This window comes from Bacillus sp. YH3-2-B2 (assembly GCF_053663335.1).
The window spans coordinates 19,535-42,821 of the sequence record NZ_JBSJQE010000006.1; the positions used below are offsets into that span (position 1 = coordinate 19,535).

29 protein-coding genes are annotated in these 23,287 nt (G+C 44.5%); all 29 read left to right on the forward strand.

Annotated elements, in window-relative coordinates; all coding sequences use genetic code 11:
• Positions 1 to 11 precede the first annotated feature (11 nt).
• The 29 genes from rplL (at position 12) to rpsE (ending at position 23,285) form a co-directional block, all read left to right on the forward strand.
• Positions 12 to 383 carry a 50S ribosomal protein L7/L12 gene (gene rplL / locus ACWJJX_RS18150; protein ID WP_003156436.1) on the forward strand — a complete coding sequence of 124 codons (372 nt, stop codon included), beginning with the start codon at positions 12 to 14 and terminating at the stop codon, positions 381 to 383.
• A gap of 91 nt (positions 384 to 474) precedes the next feature.
• Positions 475 to 1,080: a class I SAM-dependent methyltransferase gene (locus ACWJJX_RS18155; RefSeq protein ID WP_015388780.1), complete on the forward strand. Its 606-nt coding sequence runs from the start codon at positions 475 to 477 to the stop codon at positions 1,078 to 1,080.
• A gap of 244 nt (positions 1,081 to 1,324) precedes the next feature.
• A complete protein-coding gene (rpoB, locus tag ACWJJX_RS18160; protein ID WP_003156440.1) occupies positions 1,325 to 4,906 on the forward strand; it encodes a DNA-directed RNA polymerase subunit beta in 3,582 nt (1,193 codons plus the stop codon).
• Positions 4,907 to 4,968: 62 nt separating this feature from the next.
• Entirely contained in the window at positions 4,969 to 8,568 is a 3,600-nt protein-coding gene (gene rpoC / locus ACWJJX_RS18165) for a DNA-directed RNA polymerase subunit beta' (protein ID WP_007410398.1), read from the forward strand.
• Between the two features lie 167 nt (positions 8,569 to 8,735).
• The gene (locus tag ACWJJX_RS18170) at positions 8,736 to 8,984 is read left to right on the forward strand and encodes a 50S ribosomal protein L7ae-like protein (RefSeq protein WP_003156443.1); all 249 of its coding nucleotides are present in this window, start codon (positions 8,736 to 8,738) and stop codon (positions 8,982 to 8,984) included.
• A gap of 115 nt (positions 8,985 to 9,099) precedes the next feature.
• Positions 9,100 to 9,516 (forward strand): 30S ribosomal protein S12, encoded by a 417-nt coding sequence (gene rpsL, locus ACWJJX_RS18175; RefSeq protein WP_003156445.1) that lies wholly within the window; start codon positions 9,100 to 9,102, stop codon positions 9,514 to 9,516.
• Positions 9,517 to 9,556: 40 nt separating this feature from the next.
• Positions 9,557 to 10,027 (forward strand): 30S ribosomal protein S7, encoded by a 471-nt coding sequence (gene rpsG, locus ACWJJX_RS18180; protein ID WP_003156447.1) that lies wholly within the window; start codon positions 9,557 to 9,559, stop codon positions 10,025 to 10,027.
• A 52-nt stretch (positions 10,028 to 10,079) separates the two neighbouring features.
• The gene (gene fusA, locus ACWJJX_RS18185; protein ID WP_007410399.1) at positions 10,080 to 12,158 is read left to right on the forward strand and encodes an elongation factor G; all 2,079 of its coding nucleotides are present in this window, start codon (positions 10,080 to 10,082) and stop codon (positions 12,156 to 12,158) included.
• Between the two features lie 119 nt (positions 12,159 to 12,277).
• Positions 12,278 to 13,468: an elongation factor Tu gene (gene tuf / locus ACWJJX_RS18190; RefSeq protein ID WP_003156451.1), complete on the forward strand. Its 1,191-nt coding sequence runs from the start codon at positions 12,278 to 12,280 to the stop codon at positions 13,466 to 13,468.
• Between the two features lie 103 nt (positions 13,469 to 13,571).
• Positions 13,572 to 14,537, forward strand: a complete 966-nt coding sequence (locus ACWJJX_RS18195; protein ID WP_326375298.1) for an alpha/beta fold hydrolase — start codon at positions 13,572 to 13,574, stop codon at positions 14,535 to 14,537.
• 248 nt (positions 14,538 to 14,785) lie between these two features.
• Positions 14,786 to 15,094, forward strand: coding sequence for a 30S ribosomal protein S10 (gene rpsJ, locus ACWJJX_RS18200; protein WP_003156464.1), 309 nt, complete (start codon positions 14,786 to 14,788; stop codon positions 15,092 to 15,094).
• A gap of 39 nt (positions 15,095 to 15,133) precedes the next feature.
• On the forward strand, positions 15,134 to 15,763 hold the full coding sequence (gene rplC, locus ACWJJX_RS18205) for a 50S ribosomal protein L3 (RefSeq protein WP_003156465.1): 630 nt from the start codon (positions 15,134 to 15,136) through the stop codon (positions 15,761 to 15,763).
• Between the two features lie 27 nt (positions 15,764 to 15,790).
• A complete protein-coding gene (gene rplD / locus ACWJJX_RS18210; RefSeq protein ID WP_454023182.1) occupies positions 15,791 to 16,414 on the forward strand; it encodes a 50S ribosomal protein L4 in 624 nt (207 codons plus the stop codon).
• On the forward strand, positions 16,414 to 16,701 hold the full coding sequence (gene rplW, locus ACWJJX_RS18215; RefSeq protein ID WP_003156467.1) for a 50S ribosomal protein L23: 288 nt from the start codon (positions 16,414 to 16,416) through the stop codon (positions 16,699 to 16,701). The genes rplD and rplW overlap by 1 nt, the downstream gene beginning before the upstream one ends.
• 31 nt (positions 16,702 to 16,732) lie before the next feature.
• Positions 16,733 to 17,566 carry a 50S ribosomal protein L2 gene (gene rplB / locus ACWJJX_RS18220; protein WP_003156470.1) on the forward strand — a complete coding sequence of 278 codons (834 nt, stop codon included), beginning with the start codon at positions 16,733 to 16,735 and terminating at the stop codon, positions 17,564 to 17,566.
• A gap of 57 nt (positions 17,567 to 17,623) precedes the next feature.
• Positions 17,624 to 17,902, forward strand: coding sequence for a 30S ribosomal protein S19 (gene rpsS / locus ACWJJX_RS18225; RefSeq protein ID WP_003156472.1), 279 nt, complete (start codon positions 17,624 to 17,626; stop codon positions 17,900 to 17,902).
• 16 nt (positions 17,903 to 17,918) lie between these two features.
• Positions 17,919 to 18,260 (forward strand): 50S ribosomal protein L22, encoded by a 342-nt coding sequence (gene rplV / locus ACWJJX_RS18230; protein WP_003156475.1) that lies wholly within the window; start codon positions 17,919 to 17,921, stop codon positions 18,258 to 18,260.
• A gap of 3 nt (positions 18,261 to 18,263) precedes the next feature.
• Positions 18,264 to 18,920: a 30S ribosomal protein S3 gene (gene rpsC / locus ACWJJX_RS18235; protein ID WP_003156476.1), complete on the forward strand. Its 657-nt coding sequence runs from the start codon at positions 18,264 to 18,266 to the stop codon at positions 18,918 to 18,920.
• Position 18,921: 1 nt separating this feature from the next.
• Positions 18,922 to 19,356 carry a 50S ribosomal protein L16 gene (gene rplP / locus ACWJJX_RS18240; protein ID WP_003156478.1) on the forward strand — a complete coding sequence of 145 codons (435 nt, stop codon included), beginning with the start codon at positions 18,922 to 18,924 and terminating at the stop codon, positions 19,354 to 19,356.
• Entirely contained in the window at positions 19,346 to 19,546 is a 201-nt protein-coding gene (gene rpmC, locus ACWJJX_RS18245) for a 50S ribosomal protein L29 (protein ID WP_003156482.1), read from the forward strand. Before rplP ends, rpmC begins: the two co-directional genes overlap by 11 nt.
• A 22-nt stretch (positions 19,547 to 19,568) precedes the next feature.
• Positions 19,569 to 19,832, forward strand: a complete 264-nt coding sequence (gene rpsQ, locus ACWJJX_RS18250; RefSeq protein WP_003156484.1) for a 30S ribosomal protein S17 — start codon at positions 19,569 to 19,571, stop codon at positions 19,830 to 19,832.
• Between the two features lie 40 nt (positions 19,833 to 19,872).
• Positions 19,873 to 20,241: a 50S ribosomal protein L14 gene (rplN, locus tag ACWJJX_RS18255; RefSeq protein WP_007410404.1), complete on the forward strand. Its 369-nt coding sequence runs from the start codon at positions 19,873 to 19,875 to the stop codon at positions 20,239 to 20,241.
• A 36-nt stretch (positions 20,242 to 20,277) separates the two neighbouring features.
• Complete coding sequence (gene rplX / locus ACWJJX_RS18260; protein WP_003156486.1) at positions 20,278 to 20,589, forward strand: 50S ribosomal protein L24; 312 nt, start codon at positions 20,278 to 20,280, stop codon at positions 20,587 to 20,589.
• Positions 20,590 to 20,615: 26 nt separating this feature from the next.
• A complete protein-coding gene (rplE, locus tag ACWJJX_RS18265; protein ID WP_003156487.1) occupies positions 20,616 to 21,155 on the forward strand; it encodes a 50S ribosomal protein L5 in 540 nt (179 codons plus the stop codon).
• 22 nt (positions 21,156 to 21,177) lie between these two features.
• Positions 21,178 to 21,363: a 30S ribosomal protein S14 gene (gene rpsN, locus ACWJJX_RS18270; RefSeq protein ID WP_003156488.1), complete on the forward strand. Its 186-nt coding sequence runs from the start codon at positions 21,178 to 21,180 to the stop codon at positions 21,361 to 21,363.
• 31 nt (positions 21,364 to 21,394) lie between these two features.
• Positions 21,395 to 21,793: a 30S ribosomal protein S8 gene (rpsH, locus tag ACWJJX_RS18275; protein WP_003156489.1), complete on the forward strand. Its 399-nt coding sequence runs from the start codon at positions 21,395 to 21,397 to the stop codon at positions 21,791 to 21,793.
• A gap of 30 nt (positions 21,794 to 21,823) precedes the next feature.
• Positions 21,824 to 22,363: a 50S ribosomal protein L6 gene (gene rplF, locus ACWJJX_RS18280; protein WP_003156490.1), complete on the forward strand. Its 540-nt coding sequence runs from the start codon at positions 21,824 to 21,826 to the stop codon at positions 22,361 to 22,363.
• A 34-nt stretch (positions 22,364 to 22,397) separates the two neighbouring features.
• On the forward strand, positions 22,398 to 22,760 hold the full coding sequence (gene rplR / locus ACWJJX_RS18285) for a 50S ribosomal protein L18 (protein WP_003156492.1): 363 nt from the start codon (positions 22,398 to 22,400) through the stop codon (positions 22,758 to 22,760).
• A 24-nt stretch (positions 22,761 to 22,784) separates the two neighbouring features.
• The gene (gene rpsE, locus ACWJJX_RS18290) at positions 22,785 to 23,285 is read left to right on the forward strand and encodes a 30S ribosomal protein S5 (protein WP_003328273.1); all 501 of its coding nucleotides are present in this window, start codon (positions 22,785 to 22,787) and stop codon (positions 23,283 to 23,285) included.
• Positions 23,286 to 23,287 lie beyond the last annotated feature (2 nt).

The window sequence follows — 23,287 nt, forward strand, 5'->3', positions numbered from 1 at the left end:
AGGAATTTCAAATGGCTTTAAATATCGAAGAAATCATTGCTTCCGTTAAAGAAGCAACTGTACTTGAATTGAACGACCTAGTAAAAGCAATCGAAGAAGAATTTGGCGTAACTGCTGCTGCTCCTGTAGCTGTAGCTGGCGGAGCTGCTGCTGGCGGAGCTGCTGAAGAGCAAAGCGAATTCGACCTTATCCTTGCTGGTGCAGGTTCTCAGAAAATCAAAGTTATCAAAGTTGTTCGTGAAATCACTGGTCTTGGCTTGAAAGAAGCTAAAGAACTTGTTGACAACACTCCAAAACCACTTAAAGAAGGTATTGCGAAAGAAGAAGCTGAAGAGCTTAAAGCTAAACTTGAAGAAGTTGGCGCTTCTGTAGAAGTTAAGTAATCTTCACTTGCCTGTAGGGGAAGCTCGCTTTTATGAGGCGGGCTTTTTCTTTGCTTTTCTTTAAGTGCAATTAAAAAAGGAGGTTCTAATAATGAGTGAACACTATTATTCAGAAAAACCTTCAGTTAAAAGCGATAAACAGACATGGTCATTTACACTGCGGAACAGATCTTATACATTCACAAGTGACAGCGGCGTTTTCTCGAAAAAGGAAGTTGATTTCGGTTCGCGTGTCTTAATTGAAGCGTTTGAAGAGCCGGAGATCGATGGTGACTTCCTGGATGCAGGCTGCGGTTACGGCCCGATCGGTCTGTCGCTCGCCGGTGCATTTACAGACCGGACCGTGCACATGATTGACGTGAATGAAAGAGCCGTAGAGCTGTCAAATGAAAATGCAGAAAAAAACGGAATAAAAAACGTTCGGATTTATCAGAGTGATTTATTTTCAAATATTGATTCTGCTCAAACATTTGCTTCTATTATTACAAACCCCCCAATCCGCGCCGGAAAAAAAGTTGTCCATGCCATTTTTGAAAAAAGCGCTGAGCATTTAAGGGCTTCAGGTGAATTGTGGATCGTTATACAGAAAAAACAGGGCGGGCCTTCTGCCATTGAAAAACTGAAGGAGCTTTTTGACGAAGTTTCTGTGGTTCAAAAAAAGAAAGGCTATTATATCATAAAAGCAAAAAAAGTTTGACTTGAATTTTCAGCTATGTTAATATTGTAAAATGCCAATGTATATATTTTGCATGATATGCTCAAATAATCATAGTGCATGTATAAATTATACAAACATGGAAATGCTAATAAAATCGGTATTTGTTTTTGGATGTGGTTTTCTTAATTAGAAACCCTTTTTTCTTTTGTCTTGTAAAAGTATTTCTTTATCGTAAGAGATGCTTATTACACATATAATACGCATGATTTGAGGGGTGAATCAGTTGACAGGTCAACTAGTTCAGTATGGACGACACCGCCAGCGCAGAAGCTATGCTCGCATTAGCGAAGTGTTAGAATTACCAAATCTCATTGAAATTCAAACCTCTTCTTATCAGTGGTTTCTTGATGAGGGTCTTAGAGAGATGTTTCAAGACATATCACCAATTGAGGATTTCACTGGTAACCTCTCTCTAGAGTTCATTGACTACAGTTTAGGAGATCCTAAGTATCCCGTTGAAGAGTCAAAAGAACGTGATGTGACTTACTCAGCTCCGCTAAGAGTGAAGGTTCGTTTAATTAACAAAGAAACTGGAGAGGTAAAAGACCAGGATGTCTTCATGGGTGATTTCCCTATTATGACAGATACCGGTACTTTTATCATCAACGGTGCAGAACGTGTTATCGTATCTCAGCTTGTTCGGTCTCCAAGTGTATATTTCAGTGGTAAAGTAGACAAAAACGGTAAAAAAGGTTTTACCGCGACTGTCATTCCAAACCGTGGCGCATGGTTAGAATACGAAACTGATGCGAAAGATGTTGTGTATGTCCGCATTGATCGCACACGTAAGTTGCCGGTTACGGTTCTTTTGCGTGCTCTCGGCTTCGGTTCCGACCAAGAGATTCTCGATCTCATTGGTGAGAACGAATATCTCCGCAATACACTGGATAAGGACAACACCGAAAACAGTGACAAAGCGCTTCTTGAAATCTATGAGCGCCTTCGTCCTGGAGAGCCGCCTACAGTAGAAAACGCAAAAAGCTTGCTGGATTCCCGTTTCTTCGATCCGAAGCGATACGACCTTGCGAATGTAGGACGCTATAAAATTAATAAAAAGCTTCATATCAAGAACCGCCTGTTTAACCAGCGCCTTGCAGAAACACTGGTGGATCCGGAAACCGGTGAAATTCTCGCTGAAAAAGGGCAGATTCTTGACAGAAGAACACTTGATAAAGTACTGCCATACTTAGAAAATGGAATCGGCTTCAGAAAGCTTTATCCTAACGGCGGCGTTGTCGAGGATGAAGTGATGCTTCAATCCATTAAAATCTATGCTCCTACTGATGCAGAAGGAGAGCAGACGATCAATGTGATCGGCAATGCTTACATCGAAGAGGCGATTAAAAACATTACGCCTGCTGATATTATTTCTTCTATCAGCTACTTCTTCAACCTCCTGCACGGAGTGGGCGACACTGATGATATCGACCATCTCGGAAACCGCCGTCTGCGTTCTGTAGGTGAGCTCCTGCAAAACCAATTCCGTATCGGTTTAAGCCGGATGGAACGTGTCGTACGTGAAAGAATGTCTATTCAAGACACGAATACAATTACGCCGCAGCAGCTGATTAACATCAGACCTGTTATTGCGTCTATTAAAGAGTTCTTCGGAAGCTCACAGCTTTCTCAATTCATGGATCAGACGAACCCGCTTGCTGAATTGACGCACAAACGCCGTCTGTCAGCTCTCGGACCGGGCGGTTTGACACGTGAGCGCGCAGGTATGGAAGTACGTGACGTTCACTACTCTCACTACGGCCGTATGTGTCCGATTGAAACGCCTGAGGGCCCTAACATCGGTTTGATCAACTCATTGTCATCATTTGCGAAAGTAAACCGCTTTGGTTTCATTGAGACGCCATACCGCCGCGTTGATCCTGAAACAGGAAAAGTAACGCCTAGAATCGACTACCTGACTGCTGATGAAGAGGATAACTATGTCGTAGCCCAAGCGAATGCTAAGCTGAGCGATGACGGTTCTTTCTTGGATGACAGCATCGTAGCGCGTTTCAGAGGGGAAAACACCGTTGTAGCCCGCAACCGCGTGGATTACATGGACGTATCTCCTAAACAGGTTGTATCTGCTGCGACAGCATGTATTCCGTTCTTGGAAAACGATGACTCGAACCGCGCCCTCATGGGAGCGAACATGCAGCGTCAGGCTGTGCCTTTGATGCAGCCGGAAGCTCCGATCGTCGGAACGGGTATGGAATACGTATCCGGTAAAGACTCCGGTGCAGCCGTTATTTGTAAACACCCTGGTATCGTAGAACGGGTGGAAGCGAAAAACGTATGGGTGCGCCGCTATGAAGAAATTGACGGCCAAAAAGTAAAAGGCAACCTGGATAAGTACAGCTTGCTGAAATTTGTCCGCTCCAACCAAGGTACGTGCTACAACCAGCGTCCGATCGTCAGTGTCGGCGATGAAGTAGTCAAAGGAGAAATCCTTGCTGACGGACCTTCAATGGAGCTTGGTGAACTTGCTCTCGGCCGCAACGTAATGGTCGGCTTCATGACATGGGACGGTTACAACTATGAGGATGCCATCATCATGAGTGAACGCCTTGTGAAAGATGATGTATACACATCTATTCACATTGAAGAATATGAATCAGAAGCACGTGATACAAAGCTTGGACCGGAAGAGATCACCCGCGATATTCCAAACGTAGGGGAAGACGCGCTTCGCAACCTTGATGACCGCGGAATTATCCGTATCGGTGCGGAAGTCAACGACGGAGACCTTCTCGTAGGTAAAGTAACGCCTAAAGGTGTAACTGAGCTTACGGCTGAAGAACGCCTTCTTCATGCGATCTTTGGAGAAAAAGCGCGTGAGGTCCGTGATACTTCTCTCCGTGTGCCTCACGGCGGCGGCGGAATTATCCACGACGTAAAAGTCTTCAACCGTGAAGACGGCGACGAACTTCCTCCGGGAGTGAACCAGCTTGTACGCGTATATATCGTTCAGAAACGTAAGATTTCTGAAGGTGATAAAATGGCCGGACGTCACGGAAACAAAGGGGTTATCTCGAAGATTCTTCCTGAAGAAGATATGCCTTACCTTCCTGACGGCACGCCGATCGATATCATGCTTAACCCGCTGGGTGTACCATCACGTATGAATATCGGTCAGGTATTAGAACTTCACATGGGTATGGCTGCCCGCTACCTCGGCATTCACATCGCGTCACCTGTATTTGACGGCGCGCGTGAAGAAGATGTGTGGGAAACACTTGAAGAAGCAGGCATGTCAAGAGACGCTAAAACAGTTCTTTATGACGGCCGTACGGGAGAACCGTTCGACAACCGTGTATCAGTCGGAATCATGTACATGATCAAACTGGCACACATGGTTGATGATAAACTTCATGCCCGTTCTACAGGTCCTTACTCACTTGTTACGCAGCAGCCTCTCGGCGGTAAAGCCCAATTCGGCGGACAGCGTTTCGGTGAGATGGAGGTTTGGGCGCTTGAAGCTTACGGCGCAGCTTACACGCTTCAAGAAATCCTGACTGTGAAGTCCGATGACGTGGTCGGACGTGTGAAAACATATGAAGCCATCGTCAAAGGCGACAATGTTCCAGAGCCTGGTGTTCCGGAATCATTCAAAGTATTGATCAAAGAGCTTCAAAGCTTAGGTATGGACGTAAAAATCCTCTCAGGCGATGAAGAAGAAATAGAAATGAGAGATCTAGAAGACGAGGAAGATGCGAAACAGGCTGACGGCCTTGCATTATCAGGTGATGAAGCGCCGGAAGAAACAGCATCTCCAGACGTTGAACGTGACGCAGTAACGAAAGAATAGTCTCTGATTGATAAAGGCAAGTGACATCGGTTAATCCGAAGATAAAAAGGGAGGTAGGCCCCTTGCTAGATGTGAACAATTTTGAGTATATGAACATCGGTCTTGCTTCACCGGATAAAATCCGTTCATGGTCTTTTGGTGAAGTGAAAAAGCCTGAAACGATAAACTATCGTACGTTGAAACCTGAAAAGGACGGCCTGTTCTGCGAACGCATTTTCGGACCGACTAAGGACTGGGAATGTCATTGCGGCAAGTACAAGCGGGTTCGTTATAAAGGCGTAGTTTGTGACCGTTGCGGAGTTGAAGTAACGCGGGCTAAAGTCCGTCGTGAGAGAATGGGGCATATTGAACTGGCTGCCCCGGTTTCTCACATTTGGTATTTCAAAGGTATTCCGAGCCGTATGGGTCTTGTATTGGATATGTCACCGCGTGCGCTGGAAGAAGTTATTTACTTTGCTTCTTACGTCGTAACTGACCCGGCCAATACACCGCTCGAAAAGAAACAGCTTTTATCTGAAAAGGAATACCGTGCGTATCTGGATAAGTACGGAAACAAATTCCAAGCCTCTATGGGTGCGGAAGCCATTAATAAACTTCTGCAGGACATCGACCTTGTCAAAGAAGTTGATATGTTAAAAGAAGAGCTGAAGACTTCTCAAGGACAGCGCCGTACACGTGCGATCAAACGCCTTGAAGTGCTTGAAGCCTTCCGTAATTCAGGAAACAAGCCGTCTTGGATGATCCTCGACGTGCTTCCGGTTATTCCGCCTGAATTAAGACCGATGGTTCAGCTTGACGGCGGACGTTTCGCAACGTCTGACCTGAACGACCTTTACCGTCGTGTCATCAACCGTAATAACCGTTTAAAACGTCTGTTAGACCTCGGCGCGCCAAGCATCATCGTTCAGAACGAAAAACGTATGCTTCAGGAAGCAGTCGACGCTCTGATTGACAACGGACGCCGCGGCCGTCCGGTTACCGGACCGGGTAACCGTCCGCTTAAATCTCTTTCTCATATGCTGAAAGGGAAACAAGGGCGTTTCCGTCAGAACCTTCTCGGTAAACGTGTAGACTACTCAGGCCGTTCCGTTATCGTCGTAGGCCCGCACCTGAAAATGTATCAGTGCGGTTTGCCGAAGGAAATGGCGCTTGAGCTCTTCAAGCCTTTCGTCATGAAAGAGCTTGTTGAAAAAGGCCTTGCTCACAATATCAAGAGCGCAAAACGCAAAATCGAACGCGTGCAGCCTGAAGTATGGGATGTACTTGAATCTGTCATTAAGGAGCATCCGGTCTTACTGAACCGTGCCCCTACTCTTCACAGATTAGGTATCCAGGCTTTCGAACCGACGCTTGTTGAAGGACGCGCCATCCGTCTTCACCCGTTAGTATGTACAGCTTATAACGCTGACTTTGACGGTGACCAAATGGCGGTTCACGTACCTTTATCAGCTGAGGCTCAAGCTGAGGCGCGCATTCTGATGCTTGCGGCCCAAAACATCTTGAACCCTAAAGATGGTAAACCGGTTGTTACGCCGTCTCAGGATATGGTATTAGGAAACTACTACCTGACGCTTGAGCGCGCCGGAGCAGTCGGCGAGGGTATGGTTTTCAAAAATACGGACGAAGCGCTTCTTGCTTATCAAAACGGTTATGTTCACCTTCATACGAGAGTAGCTGTTGCAGCGAACTCCCTTAAGAATGTGACATTTACTGAAGAACAGCGTTCAAAATTGTTAATTACAACTGTCGGTAAGCTCGTCTTCAATGAAATTCTTCCGGAATCATTCCCTTACATGAATGAACCAACGAAGAGCAACATTGAAGAGAAGACACCTGACCGTTTCTTCTTAGATAAAGGTGCTGACGTAAAAGCTGTGATTGCTGAGCAGCCGATCAACGCACCGTTTAAAAAAGGTATTTTGGGTAAAATCATCGCGGAAATCTTTAAACGATTCCATATCACGGAAACGTCTAAAATGCTTGACCGCATGAAAAACCTCGGTTTCAGATATTCAACGAAAGCCGGCATCACAGTAGGGGTTTCTGATATCGTCGTTCTCGATGATAAACAGGAAATCCTTGAAGAAGCACAAAGCAAAGTGGATAATGTTCTGAAACAGTTCAGACGCGGTTTAATCACCGAAGAAGAACGTTATGAAAGAGTCATTTCAATTTGGAGTTCAGCGAAAGATGTTATCCAAGGCAAACTGATGAAATCATTAGACGAGGTCAACCCGATCTACATGATGAGTGACTCAGGAGCCCGTGGTAACGCATCTAACTTTACACAGCTTGCGGGTATGCGCGGTCTGATGGCCAACCCGGCTGGACGAATCATTGAATTGCCGATTAAATCAAGTTTCCGTGAAGGTCTGACAGTATTGGAGTACTTTATCTCCACTCACGGTGCGCGTAAAGGTCTTGCCGATACCGCCCTTAAAACTGCTGACTCAGGTTACCTTACACGCCGTCTTGTTGATGTTGCGCAGGATGTTATCATTCGTGAAACAGATTGCGGAACAGACCGCGGTATTCTTGCAAAACCGCTCAAAGAAGGCACGGAAATCATCGAGCGTCTGGAAGAGCGTCTGATCGGACGTTTCGCCAGAAAACAGATCAAACATCCTGAAACGGGTGCTGTGCTCATTAACGAAAATGAATTGATCGATGAAGATAAAGCGCTGGAAATCGTTGAAGCCGGAATCGAAGAAGTGTGGATCCGTTCCGCGTTCACATGTAACACTCCTCATGGTGTATGTAAACGATGCTACGGACGAAACCTTGCAACCGGAACTGATGTTGAAGTCGGCGAAGCAGTAGGTATTATCGCCGCTCAATCTATCGGTGAGCCTGGAACACAGTTAACGATGCGTACGTTCCACACAGGCGGGGTTGCCGGAGACGATATCACACAAGGTCTTCCGCGTATCCAAGAGCTTTTCGAAGCGCGTAATCCTAAAGGTCAAGCGACGATTTCTGAGATTGACGGTACAATTGCCGAAATCAATGAAGTCCGCGACAAACAGCAGGAGATTGTTGTTCAGGGCGCTGTTGAGACCCGTTCATACACGGCACCTTACAACTCACGCCTGAAAGTGGCTGAGGGTGATCAGATTACCCGCGGTCAAGTGCTGACAGAAGGTTCAATCGATCCGAAAGAACTTCTTAAAGTCACTGACCTGACGACGGTTCAGGAATATCTTCTGCATGAGGTTCAGAAGGTTTACCGTATGCAGGGGGTTGAAATCGGCGATAAACACGTAGAAGTAATGGTTCGCCAAATGCTTCGCAAAGTCCGTGTAATCGATGCCGGAGATACTGATGTTCTCCCTGGCACATTGCTTGATATTCACCAATTTACAGAAGCGAACAAAAAAGTGCTGCTTGAAGGCAATCGACCTGCTACAGGCCGTCCTGTCCTTCTCGGTATCACGAAAGCTTCACTCGAGACGGATTCATTCTTGTCTGCCGCATCATTCCAGGAAACAACACGCGTTCTTACAGATGCTGCGATTAAAGGCAAGCGCGATGAACTTCTCGGCCTGAAAGAGAATGTTATCATCGGTAAACTGGTTCCTGCCGGTACCGGTATGATGAATTACAGAAAAGTAAAACCTGTTTCAAACGTTCAGCCTTCGGAAGATATGGTTCCGGCTGAATAACAGAAACTGCTGCAGGAAAGGCTGTTTTGACAGCTTTTCCTCAGTATTACAATTATTCTGGCGGGGACTGCACTAAAAAATGTCATACGTTGTTGACATCCGTCCCGCAGAGTGATAATATAACCAAGGTGCTCGAAATAAAACCTGTTACTTTGGAGGATATGTTTATGTCTTATGATAAAGTATCACAGGCCAAATCAATTATTATTGGTACGAAGCAAACAGTGAAAGCTCTAAAACGAGGTTCAGTGAAGGAAGTCGTCGTGGCAAAAGACGCGGATTCAGTTCTTACGGCTGGCGTTATCCAGCTTGCAAAGAACCAAAATACCGCTGTCTGTATGGTGGATTCCATGAAAAAGCTCGGCAAAGCCTGCGGAATTGAAGTGGGAGCAGCAGCTGTTGCCATTATGTTATAGCGTACTTTTTGTTTTTATATAAGATATCAATCTTGTGTAAAGACATTGTTTTTTGCCTAATGATGAACCACCTGGGTATGTGGGTTATAAAACGTAATGAAGGGAGGAACACAACATGCCTACAATTAATCAGCTAATTCGCAAGGGACGCGTGAGCAAAGTTGAAAACTCTAAGTCACCTGCACTAAACAAAGGATACAACAGCTTTAAAAAAGAGCACACTAACGTATCTTCTCCACAAAAACGCGGGGTATGTACTCGTGTGGGTACAATGACACCGAAAAAACCGAACTCAGCACTTCGTAAATATGCTCGTGTTCGTTTGACTAACGGAATCGAGGTTACTGCCTACATTCCTGGTATCGGTCACAACCTGCAAGAGCACAGCGTTGTACTGATCCGCGGCGGACGTGTAAAAGACTTACCGGGGGTACGCTACCACATCGTTCGTGGCGCGCTTGATACTGCCGGAGTTGAAAACCGTGCGCAAGGCCGTTCTAAATACGGTACGAAACGTCCTAAAGCAAAGTAATAATAATAAATCATTAAAACTATGAAGGGAGGATATTCAGATGCCACGTAAAGGTCCTGTAGCAAAAAGAGATGTTTTACCTGATCCGCTTTACAACTCTAAGCTGGTATCCCGCCTGATCAACAAAATGATGATCGACGGTAAAAAAGGTAAATCTCAAACAATCCTATACAAGTCATTCGATATCATTAAAGAACGCACTGGCAATGATGCAATGGAGGTTTTCGAACAAGCATTGAAAAACATCATGCCTGTACTTGAAGTAAAAGCACGCCGTGTAGGTGGAGCTAACTACCAAGTGCCTGTAGAAGTTCGTCCTGAACGCCGTACAACTCTTGGTCTTCGCTGGTTGGTTAACTATGCGCGTCTTCGCGGAGAAAAAACAATGGAAGAGCGCCTGGCTAACGAAATTCTTGATGCAGCTAACAACACTGGTGCTGCCGTTAAGAAACGTGAAGACACTCACAAGATGGCAGAAGCGAACAAAGCATTTGCTCACTACCGCTGGTAGGATTCATATAATCAAAATAATAATTCCCTAATAAGGAAGGAGAAATTACCCAATGGCAAGAGAGTTCTCCTTAGAAAAAACTCGTAATATCGGGATCATGGCTCACATCGATGCCGGTAAAACGACTACTACAGAACGGATCTTGTTCTACACAGGCCGTATCCACAAAATTGGCGAAACTCACGAAGGTGCTTCGCAAATGGACTGGATGGAGCAGGAACAAGAACGCGGTATCACAATCACTTCTGCAGCAACGACTGCACAGTGGAAAGGTTACCGTGTAAACATCATCGATACACCGGGACACGTAGACTTCACAGTTGAAGTTGAACGTTCACTCCGTGTACTTGATGGTGCGGTTGCCGTACTTGATGCTCAATCAGGTGTTGAGCCTCAGACAGAAACAGTATGGCGCCAAGCAACAACTTACGGAGTACCGCGTGTTGTATTTGTCAACAAAATGGACAAAATCGGCGCAGACTTCCTTTACTCTGTAGGCACTTTAAGAGACCGTCTTCAAGCTAACGCTCACGCAATTCAATTGCCGATCGGCGCTGAAGACAACTTCGAAGGTATTATCGACTTAGTAGAAAACGTTGCGTATTTCTACGAAGATGACCTTGGAACTCGTTCAGATGCGAAAGAAATCCCTGAAGAGTACAAAGAGCAAGCTGAAGAGCTTCGCAGCAGCCTGATTGAAGCTGTAGCTGAGCTTGATGAAGAGCTTATGGAAAAGTACCTTGAAGGTGAAGAAATCACTATCCCTGAACTGAAAGCTGCTATCCGTAAAGGTACACTGAATGTTGAATTCTACCCTGTACTTGTTGGATCTGCTTTCAAAAACAAAGGTGTTCAGCTTGTACTTGATGCTGTTCTTGACTACCTTCCTGCGCCAACTGATGTTGCTGCAATCAAAGGTGTACGTCCTGATACAGATGAAGAGATCGTTCGTCATTCTTCTGATGAAGAGCCGTTCTCTGCACTTGCATTTAAAGTTATGACTGACCCTTATGTCGGTAAGCTGACATTCTTCCGCGTATATTCCGGTACACTTGATTCCGGTTCATATGTAAAGAACTCTACAAAAGGCAAGCGTGAGCGCGTAGGACGTATCCTTCAAATGCACGCTAACAGCCGTGAAGAGATCTCTACTGTTTACGCTGGAGACATCGCAGCTGCTGTAGGTCTAAAAGATACTTCTACTGGAGATACTCTATGTGATGAGAAGGATCTTGTAATCCTTGAATCAATGGAATTCCCAGAGCCTGTTATCGACGTAGCGATTGAGCCTAAATCAAAAGCTGACCAAGATAAAATGGGTATCGCTTTAGCGAAACTTGCTGAAGAAGATCCTACATTCCGTACACAAACAAACCCTGAAACGGGTCAAACAATCATCTCTGGTATGGGTGAGCTTCACCTTGATATCATTGTTGATCGTATGAAGCGTGAGTTCAAAGTTGAAGCTAACGTTGGTGCTCCTCAAGTTGCGTACCGTGAGACATTCCGTACCGGTGCAAAAGTTGAAGGTAAATTCGTACGTCAATCAGGCGGACGCGGTCAGTTCGGTCACGTTTGGATCGAATTTGAACCGAACGAAGAAGGCGCTGGCTTTGAATTCGAAAACGCAATCGTCGGTGGTGTTGTTCCTCGTGAATACATCCCAGCCGTACAAGCAGGTCTTGAAGACTCTCTTGAAAATGGTGTCCTAGCCGGATTCCCGCTAATCGACATCAAGGCGAAACTTTTTGATGGATCTTACCATGATGTTGACTCAAACGAAATGGCGTTTAAAGTCGCTGCTTCTATGGCATTGAAAAATGCAGTCAGCAAATGTAACCCAGTTCTTCTTGAACCAATCATGAAAGTTGAAGTTGTTATTCCTGAAGAATACATGGGAGACATCATGGGTGATGTTACTTCTCGTCGCGGACGCGTAGAAGGTATGGAAGCTCGCGGTAACGCTCAAGTTGTGCGTGCGATGGTACCTCTTGCTGAAATGTTCGGTTACGCTACTGCCCTTCGTTCTAACACGCAAGGACGCGGTACGTTCACAATGTTCATGGATCACTACGAAGAAGTGCCGAAGAGCATCGCTGAAGAAATTATCAAAAAAAATAAAGGCGAATAATTGATTTTGCCACTTAACTCAAGTATAACTACTATTGTAAGATGAGGAAGTGAGAGCTTGCTTTCACTTTCTATCACTCTATACATTACTAATTAAAAGCTCTTAAGGAGGATTTTAGAATGGCTAAAGAAAAATTCGACCGTTCCAAATCACATGCCAATATCGGTACAATTGGACACGTTGACCATGGTAAAACAACATTAACTGCTGCTATCTCAACAGTACTTCATAAGAAATCTGGTAAAGGTACAGCTATGGCGTACGATCAAATTGATGGTGCTCCAGAAGAACGTGAGCGCGGTATCACAATCTCTACTGCACACGTTGAGTACGAAACTGACACTCGTCACTATGCACACGTTGACTGCCCAGGACACGCTGACTATGTTAAAAACATGATCACTGGTGCTGCGCAAATGGACGGAGCTATCCTTGTAGTATCTGCTGCTGATGGCCCAATGCCGCAAACTCGTGAGCACATCCTTCTTTCTAAAAACGTTGGTGTACCATACATCGTAGTATTCCTTAACAAATGCGACATGGTAGACGACGAAGAGCTTCTTGAGCTTGTTGAAATGGAAGTTCGCGATCTTCTTAGCGAATACGACTTCCCTGGTGATGATGTACCAGTTGTTAAAGGTTCTGCTCTTAAAGCTCTTGAAGGCGATGCTGAGTACGAAGAAAAAATTCTTGAACTTATGGCTGCAGTTGATGAGTACATCCCAACTCCAGAACGCGACACTGAAAAACCATTCATGATGCCAGTTGAGGACGTATTCTCAATCACTGGTCGTGGTACAGTTGCTACTGGCCGTGTAGAACGCGGACAAGTTAAAGTCGGTGACGAAGTTGAAATCATCGGTCTTCAAGAAGAAAACAGCAAAACAACTGTTACAGGTGTTGAAATGTTCCGTAAGCTTCTTGACTACGCTGAAGCTGGAGACAACATCGGTGCACTTCTTCGCGGTGTAGCTCGTGAAGACATCCAACGTGGACAAGTACTTGCTAAACCAGGTACAATCACTCCACACAGCAAATTCAAAGCTGAAGTTTACGTTCTTTCTAAAGAAGAGGGTGGACGTCATACTCCATTCTTCTCTAACTACCGTCCTCAGTTCTACTTCCGTACAACTGACGTAACTGGTATCATCAATCTTCCAGAAGGCGTAGAAATGGTTATGCCTGGAGATAACACTGAAATGATCGTTGAACTTATCTCTACAATCGCTATCGAAGAAGGAACTCGTTTCTCTATTCGTGAAGGCGGACGTACAGTTGGTTCAGGCGTTGTTTCTACAATCACAGAGTAATCGACTCGTTCATTAATACGGGGTCCCTTATGGGGCCTCGTTTTTTTGTTTCCCTGCTGATTCCATGTATAATAGAACGTATACAAATTTTAGGAGAAGACCGATGGACGATAACTTCAAGAAAACCAATCGTATTTCAATGCTTCAGCAATTGCTGATTAATGGCAGTGAACAAACCATTATGATTAATGGTGATGACAGGAGTAATCCGCTGCTTTTGTTTTTGCACGGCGGTCCCGGCACGCCTCAAATCGGCTATGCGAGAAAATACCAGAATGAGCTGGAAAAGCATTTCACCGTTGTGAACTGGGATCAGAGAGGGGCGGGTCTCTCTTATTCAAAGGAAATTCCGGGTTCATCTATGAATTTGGATCAGCTGACAGCTGACACCATTCAGCTGACCGAACGCTTATGCAAGCAATTCAGCAGGCAAAAAATATATATCGCCGGCTATTCGTGGGGTTCAGTTCTGGCGCTTCAAGTTCTTCAAGAGAGACATGATTTGTATTATGGGTATATCGGTATCAGTCAGGTGGTTAATATTCAAAAGGAAGAAACGGAAGCCTACCGGATGATGATGAAATGGAGCAGGCAACGCAAACATTTCCTGTTGGAAAAGACGCTGAGCTTTATCGGAGCACCTCCATGGGAGAAACAGCTGCAGCGAACGTTGTTTCTGCTTTGTATCGAGATGAGGGGAGGAGGCTTTACCCATCATCCGATCGGCGCTCTTAAAGCAGGGGGGCGAATGCTGTTTGGTGAACCGTACGGTGTGAGGGGGAGCTTCTTAGCCGCGCGGGGACAAATGTTCAGCCTGAAACACCTATGGGAGGATCTCATTTCCTTTGATGCAGGGGAATCAGTTTCTTCTATTGTAATACCGTGCTGTTTTATGTCAGGGAGATACGATTTGACGGTTCCGGGGACGACGTCTTATGAATATTATCAGAAGGTTGATGCGCCGTATAAAGAATGGCATTGGTTTGAGAACTCAGCTCATTCGCCTCACTTGGAGGAACCCGATCGCTTTGCCGAAGTTGTCAGCCGGTTCGCATCGTTCCATCTCTGAAAGAAAACAGTCATATCCTTGATTAATCATGGTATCACCTGTATAATAATCAAAGTGTGAAAACCACAAGGTTCTTTAAATAAACCTTGCAACATGCGTCTATTTTCTGTATAATAGTGTATGTTGGTCTTTGACTGCGATGAAGTGAGAGGTTGCTGACACACCCGGCCGCTTTGCCATGGCAAGGTGATCAGGTTTTTCTCACGGAGAACTGTCTAACGTGATGTAGGCGAAAAGGAGGGAAAATAATGGCAAAACAAAAAATTCGTATTCGTTTAAAAGCATATGATCATAGAATCCTTGATCAATCTGCAGAGAAGATTGTTGAAACGGCAAAACGTTCTGGTGCCAGCGTATCTGGTCCGATTCCGTTGCCAACTGAAAAATCAGTTTACACAATCCTTCGTGCGGTGCACAAATACAAAGATTCTCGTGAGCAATTTGAAATGCGTACACATAAACGTTTAATCGACATTGTGAACCCAACACCACAAACTGTTGATGCTCTCATGCGATTAGACTTACCATCTGGTGTCGATATCGAAATCAAACTTTAATTCTAAAATATAGAATGATCTTAATAGGAGGTGTGACGAATGACCAAAGGAATCTTAGGAAGAAAAATTGGTATGACGCAAGTATTCGCAGAGAACGGTGATCTTATCCCGGTAACTGTTATTGAAGCAGCTCCAAACGTTGTTCTTCAAAAGAAAACAGCTGAAAATGATGGCTATGAAGCGATCCAGCTTGGTTTTGACGATAAGCGCGAAAAGCTTTCAAACAAACCGGAAAAAGGACACGTTGCAAAAGCGGAAACTGCTCCTAAGCGCTTCGTTAAAGAATTACGCGGCGTGGATATGGATGCGTATGAAATTGGTCAGGAAGTCAAGGTTGAAATTTTCTCTGCAGGAGAAATCGTAGATGTAACAGGAGTATCTAAAGGTAAAGGTTTCCAAGGTGCAATCAAGCGCCACGGACAATCTCGCGGACCTATGTCTCACGGTTCACGCTACCACCGTCGTCCTGGTTCAATGGGACCTGTAGATCCTAACCGTGTATTCAAAGGTAAACTATTACCTGGACGCATGGGCGGAGATCAAATCACTGTCCAAAACCTTGAAGTCGTAAAAGTAGATGCTGAGCGCAATCTTCTTTTGATTAAAGGTAACGTACCTGGTGCGAGAAAAGCTTTAATCACTGTTAAAAGTGCTGTTAAATCTAAATAAGTCTCTTAGGAAAGGAGGAAATTGATCATGCCAAAAGTAGCATTATACAACCAAAACGGTTCTACTGCTGGTGATATCGAATTAAACGCTTCTGTATTTGGAATTGAGCCAAATGAGAGCGTAGTATTCGACGCTATTCTTATGCAAAGAGCTTCCTTACGTCAAGGATCTCACAAAGTAAAAAATCGTTCTGAAGTACGCGGCGGAGGTCGCAAACCATGGCGTCAAAAAGGTACAGGTCGTGCCCGTCAAGGTTCAATCCGTTCACCGCAATGGCGCGGAGGTGGTGTCGTATTCGGCCCAACACCACGCAGCTATTCTTACAAATTACCTAAAAAAGTTCGCCGCTTGGCAATCAAATCAGTATTGTCTTCTAAAGTGAACGACAACAACATTATTGTTCTTGAAGATCTTACTCTTGATACGGTTAAAACAAAAGAAATGGCAGCTGTCCTTAAAGGATTATCTATTGAGAAAAAAGCTTTAATCGTAACTGCGGATGCAAACGAAGCAGTATCTCTTTCTGCACGCAACATCCCTGGAGTTACAGTTGTTCAAGCTAACGGAATCAACGTGTTAGACGTTGTCAACCACGAGAAGCTTCTGATTACAAAAGCTGCGGTTGAAAAAGTAGAGGAGGTGCTTGCATAATGAAAGATCCTCGTGATGTTCTTAAGCGCCCCGTCATTACTGAACGTTCTGCTGATTTAATGACTGAAAAAAAATATACTTTTGAAGTTGATGTAAGAGCTAATAAAACAGAAGTGAAAGATGCAGTTGAAAGTATCTTTGGAGTGAAAGTTGACAAAGTCAACATCATGAACTACAAAGGGAAATCTAAACGTGTCGGCCGCTACACTGGTATGACTAGCCGTCGCAGAAAAGCGATCGTAAAACTTACTGCAGACAGCAAAGAAATCGAAATTTTTGAAGCTTAATTATCTGTAAAAAGAAGGAGGGAAATTCAAAATGGCGATTAAAAAGTATAAACCGACCTCTAACGGACGTCGTGGCATGACAACTTCAGATTTTGCTGAAATCACGACTGACCAGCCGGAAAAATCCTTGCTTGCGCCCCTTCACAAAAAAGGCGGACGTAACAACCAAGGTAAATTGACTGTACGTCACCAAGGTGGCGGACACAAACGCCAATACCGTGTTATCGACTTCAAACGCGATAAAGATGGTATACCTGGACGCGTTGCTACAGTTGAGTACGATCCAAACCGTTCAGCTAACATTGCACTAATCAACTATGTAGACGGAGAAAAACGTTACATTCTTGCACCAAAAGGAATTCAAGTAGGTACTGAAATCATGTCCGGCCCTGAAGCTGACATCAAAGTAGGTAACGCACTTCCGCTTATCAACATCCCTGTTGGTACAGTTGTGCATAACATTGAATTAAAACCTGGTAAAGGCGGACAGCTTGTACGTTCAGCTGGTACATCTGCTCAGGTTCTTGGTAAAGAAGGTAAATACGTTCTTGTACGTCTTAACTCTGGTGAAGTTCGCATGATCCTTTCTGCTTGCCGCGCTTCTATCGGTCAAGTAGGTAACGAGCAGCACGAACTTATCAACGTTGGTAAAGCAGGACGCTCTCGCTGGAAAGGCATCCGCCCTACAGTCCGCGGTTCTGTAATGAACCCTAACGATCACCCGCACGGTGGTGGTGAAGGTCGCGCGCCAATCGGACGTAAATCACCAATGTCTCCTTGGGGCAAACCGACTCTTGGATTCAAGACACGTAAGAAAAAGAACAAATCTGATAAATTTATCGTACGTCGTCGTAAAAATAAATAACGGGGTTGTCTACGGTTCATTTCGGACCGTAGTGCAATCACGAAGGGAGGTTCCAAAATGGCTCGCAGCTTGAAAAAAGGACCATTTGTCGATGGACACTTGATGACAAAAATCGAGAAATTAAATGAAACGGACAAGAAACAAGTTGTAAAAACTTGGTCTCGCCGTTCAACTATTTTCCCACAATTTATCGGTCACACTATCGCAGTATATGACGGACGTAAACACGTGCCTGTATTCATTTCTGAAGACATGGTAGGCCACAAGTTGGGCGAATTCGCACCGACTCGTACTTACAAAGGCCACGCCAGTGACGATAAAAAAACAAGACGCTAAGAGAGGAGGCTTTTAAATGCAAGCTAAAGCTGTTGCAAGAACAGTCCGTATTGCTCCTCGTAAAGCACGTCTAGTAATGGACCTGATTCGAGGTAAGCAAGTAGGCGAAGCAGTATCTATCTTGAACCTAACTCCGAGAGCTGCTTCTCCGATCATCGAAAAAGTTTTAAAATCTGCTATCGCAAATGCTGAGCACAACTACGAGATGGACGCTAACAATCTGGTTATTTCTCAGGCATTTGTTGACGAAGGCCCAACGTTAAAAAGATTCCGCCCGCGTGCTATGGGACGTGCGAGCCAAATCAACAAACGTACGAGCCACATTACAATCGTTGTATCAGAAAAGAAGGAGGGATAAGTAGTGGGTCAAAAGGTAAATCCAGTCGGTCTTCGTATCGGAGTCATTCGTGATTGGGAATCTAAGTGGTACGCTGGTAAAGATTACGCTGACTTCCTGCACGAAGATTTAAAAATTCGTGAATTCATTAGCAAACGCCTTTCTGACGCTTCTGTTTCTAAAGTAGAAATCGAGCGTGCAGCAAACCGCGTTAACATTACGATCCACACTGCTAAGCCTGGTATGGTAATCGGTAAAGGCGGATCTGAAGTTGAAGCACTTCGTAAAGCCCTTAACAGCCTTACTGGCAAGCGTGTACACATTAACATTCTTGAAATCAAAAGAGCAGATCTTGATGCTCAGCTTGTAGCTGACAACATCGCTCGTCAACTAGAAAACCGTATTTCTTTCCGCCGTGCGCAGAAACAACAAATCCAACGCACTATGCGTGCTGGAGCACAAGGTGTGAAAACAATGGTTTCCGGCCGTCTTGGCGGAGCTGATATCGCTCGTTCTGAATACTACAGTGAAGGAACTGTTCCATTGCACACTTTACGTGCTGACATCGACTATGCAACATCTGAAGCTGACACAACTTACGGTAAGCTTGGTGTAAAAGTCTGGATCTATCGTGGAGAGGTTCTTCCTACTAAGAAGAAAACTGAGGAAGGAGGAAAATAATATGTTATTACCAAAACGCGTTAAATATCGCAGAGAGCATCGCGGAAAAATGCGCGGTCGCGCTAAAGGCGGTACTGAAGTACATTTTGGTGAGTACGGTATCCAGGCTCTTGAAGCTTCTTGGATCACGAACCGCCAAATCGAAGCTGCACGTATTGCGATGACTCGTTACATGAAACGTGGCGGTAAAGTTTGGATTAAAATTTTCCCTTCAAAACCTTACACTGCTAAACCGCTTGAGGTACGGATGGGTTCCGGTAAAGGGGCTCCTGAAGGCTGGGTAGCTGTTGTAAAACCGGGCAAAGTTTTATTTGAAATTTCTGGTGTGTCTGAAGAGGTAGCTCGTGAAGCTCTTCGTCTTGCATCTCACAAATTGCCAATTAAAACGAAGTTCGTAAAACGTGAAGAAATTGGTGGTGAATCAAATGAAAGCTAATGAAATTCGTGACCTTACCACTGCTGAAATTGAACAAAAAGTAAAGTCTCTTAAAGAAGAACTTTTCAATCTTCGCTTTCAATTAGCGACAGGACAACTTGAAAATACTGCTCGCATTCGTGAAGTGCGCAAAGCTATCGCGCGCATGAAAACTGTGATTCGTGAAAGAGAAATTGCTGCCAACAAATAATCACTGAGGGGAGGTCGTGAGCATGAGCGAACGTAACCAACGCAAAGTTTACCAAGGCCGTGTTGTTTCTGACAAAATGGATAAAACCATCACTGTTGTTGTTGAAACATACAAAAAGGATCCTATTTACGGTAAACGCGTAAAATACTCAAAGAAATTCAAAGCACATGATGAAAATAACCAAGCTAAAATCGGAGACATCGTAAAGATCATGGAAACTCGTCCATTATCTGCAACTAAGCGTTTTCGTCTAGTAGAAGTTGTCGAAGAAGCTGTTATTATCTAATAAAGTTCGGAATTCTTTTTCCGAAGGGAGGTAACAAATAATGATTCAACAAGAGACTCGTTTAAAAGTTGCTGACAACTCCGGTGCGCGTGAGGTACTTACTATTAAAGTTCTTGGCGGTTCTGGACGTAAAACGGCTAACATTGGTGATGTAATTGTTTGCACGGTTAAACAAGCAACACCAGGAGGCGTTGTCAAAAAAGGTGAAGTCGTAAGAGCTGTTATCGTTCGCACAAAAAGCGGAGCACGCAGAACTGACGGATCATACATCAGCTTCGATGAGAATGCATGTGTTATCATCCGTGACGACAAGAGCCCGCGTGGAACTCGTATCTTCGGACCGGTTGCCCGTGAATTACGTGAAAACAACTTCATGAAAATTGTTTCTCTGGCTCCAGAAGTTATCTAATGAAATAAATGCCTTACTCAAGGAGGTGCGATCAGGATGCATGTGAAAAAAGGCGATAAAGTAATGGTTATCTCTGGTAAAGATAAAGGCAAACAAGGTACGATCCTTGCTGCTTTCCCTAAAAAGGACCGCGTTCTAGTTGAGGGCGTAAACATGGTGAAGAAGCACTCTAAACCAACTCAAGCAAACCCTCAAGGCGGTATTTCTAATCAAGAGGCGCCAATTCATGTATCAAACGTTATGCCGCTCGATCCTAAAACAGGTGAAGTGACTCGCGTAGGATACAAAGTGGAAGATGGCAAAAAAGTTCGTGTTGCAAAAAAATCTGGGCAAGTCTTAGATAAATAGTATTTAAAGGAAGGGAGGTCTATCTCATGAACCGCCTTAAAGAAAAGTACAATAAAGAAATTTCACCTGCTTTAATGACGAAGTTCAACTACGACTCTGTTATGCAGGTGCCAAAAATCGAAAAAATCGTAATCAACATGGGTGTCGGTGATGCTGTTCAAAACGCAAAAGCAATCGACAGTGCTGTTGAAGAATTAACGTTTATCGCAGGTCAAAAACCTGTCGTTACTCGTGCGAAGAAATCAATTGCTGGATTCCGTCTTCGTGAGGGAATGCCTATCGGTGCGAAAGTAACTCTTCGCGGAGAGCGCATGTATGATTTCCTTGATAAACTTATTTCTGTATCTTTACCGCGTGTACGTGACTTCCGCGGGATTTCTAAGAAATCTTTCGACGGTCGCGGAAACTACACTCTTGGTATCAAAGAACAGTTAATCTTCCCTGAAATTGACTACGATAAAGTAACAAAGGTTCGCGGAATGGACATCGTTATCGTAACGACTGCTAACTCTGACGAAGAGGCTCGTGAGCTATTAACTCAAGTAGGTATGCCGTTCCAGAAATAATCAATGAAAGGGAGGCGAAATCGTGGCTAAAAAGTCAATGATTGCGAAACAACAACGTACACCAAAGTTTAAAGTGCAAGAGTACACTCGCTGTGAACGCTGCGGACGTCCGCACTCAGTCATTCGTAAATTTAAACTTTGCCGTATTTGTTTCCGTGAGCTTGCATATAAAGGACAAATTCCTGGCGTGAAAAAAGCCAGCTGGTAATCCCCAAGAATGGGAAGGAGGTAATTATATAATGGTTATGACAGATCCAATTGCAGATATGCTGACTCGTATTCGCAATGCAAACATGGTACGTCATGAGAAGCTTGAAATTCCTGCTTCTAAATTGAAAAGAGAAATTGCTGACATTTTAAAGCGTGAAGGTTTCATTCGTGACGTTGAGTTCGTAGAAGACAGCAAACAAGGTATCATCCGCGTTTTCTTGAAATACGGACAAAACAACGAGCGCGTTATCACTGGTCTTAAAAGAATCAGCAAACCAGGTTTGCGTGTATACGCTAAATCAAATGAAGTACCTCGCGTACTTAACGGTCTTGGAATCGCGATTATTTCTACATCACAAGGTGTTTTAACGGACAAAGAAGCCCGTGCAAAACAAGCTGGTGGAGAAGTTCTAGCATACGTTTGGTAAGAAGTTTAACAAGAATGGAGGTGTTTTAGTATGTCTCGTGTAGGTAAAAAACTGCTTGAGATCCCTTCTGGAGTTACAGTAACGCTGAACGAAGGCAACACTGTAGCTGTAAAAGGACCAAAAGGAGAATTAACTCGTACTTTCCATCCTGATATGGAAATCAAAATTGAGGACAACGTGCTTACAGTTACTCGTCCTTCTGATCACAAAGAGCACCGTGCGCTGCATGGTACGACTCGCAGTCTGCTTGGAAACATGGTTGAAGGCGTATCTAAAGGATTTGAAAGAGGTTTGGAATTAGTCGGTGTCGGTTATCGTGCGGCTAAATCCGGAAACAAACTTGTTTTAAACGTTGGATACTCTCACCCTGTTGAGATTGTTCCTGAAGAGGGCATCGAAATCGAAGTTCCTTCTCAAACTAAAGTAGTTGTAAAAGGTACAGACAAAGAGCGTGTAGGAGCTATCGCTGCTAACATCCGCGCTGTACGTTCTCCAGAGCCTTACAAAGGTAAAGGAATCCGCTACGAAGGTGAAGTTGTTCGCCGTAAAGAAGGTAAATCTGCTAAGTAAGACCGCTTAAAGTGAAGAAAGGAGTGACCTAAGGATGATTACGAAAACTAGCAAAAATGCTGCTCGTCAAAAAAGACATGCCCGTGTTCGTGCTAAACTTTCAGGCACAGCTGAAAGACCTCGTCTGAATGTGTTCCGTTCAAACAAACACATTTATGCTCAAATCATCGATGATGTAAATGGTGTTACACTTGCTAGTGCCTCTACTCTCGATAAAGATTTGAACGTGGAAAGCACTGGTGACAGCGCTGCTGCTGCTAAAGTCGGTGAACTCGTTGCGAAACGCGCTTCTGAGAAAGGTGTTTCTGACGTAGTATTTGACCGCGGCGGATACTTATACCATGGACGTGTAAAAGCTCTGGCCGATGCAGCTCGTGAAGCCGGACTGAAATTTTAATAAAAAAAGGAGGGACACATGATTATGCGTCGTATTGACCCAAGCAAATTAGAGTTAGAAGAACGCTTAGTTACGGTTAACCGCGTAGCGAAAGTTGTTAAAGGTGGTCGTCGTTTCCGTTTCGCAGCTCTAGTCGTTGTCGGTGACAAAAACGGTCACGTAGGTTTCGGTACTGGTAAAGCACAAGAAGTACCTGAAGCAATCCGCAAAGCTGTTGAAGATGCGAAAAAGAATTTGATTGAAGTACCAATGGTTGGAACTACGATTCCACACGAAATCATCGGACGTTTCGGTGCAGGCAATATCTTGTTGAAACCTGCTTCTGAAGGTACTGGAGTTATCGCTGGAGGCCCTGTACGTGCGGTACTTGAGCTTGCTGGCGTTGCTGATATCCTTTCTAAGTCTTTAGGTTCTAACACACCGATCAACATGATCCGTGCAACACTTCAAGGTTTAAGTGAGCTTAAACGTGCCGAAGACGTTGCGAAGCTTCGTGGAAAATCTGTAGAAGAACTGTTAGGATAAGG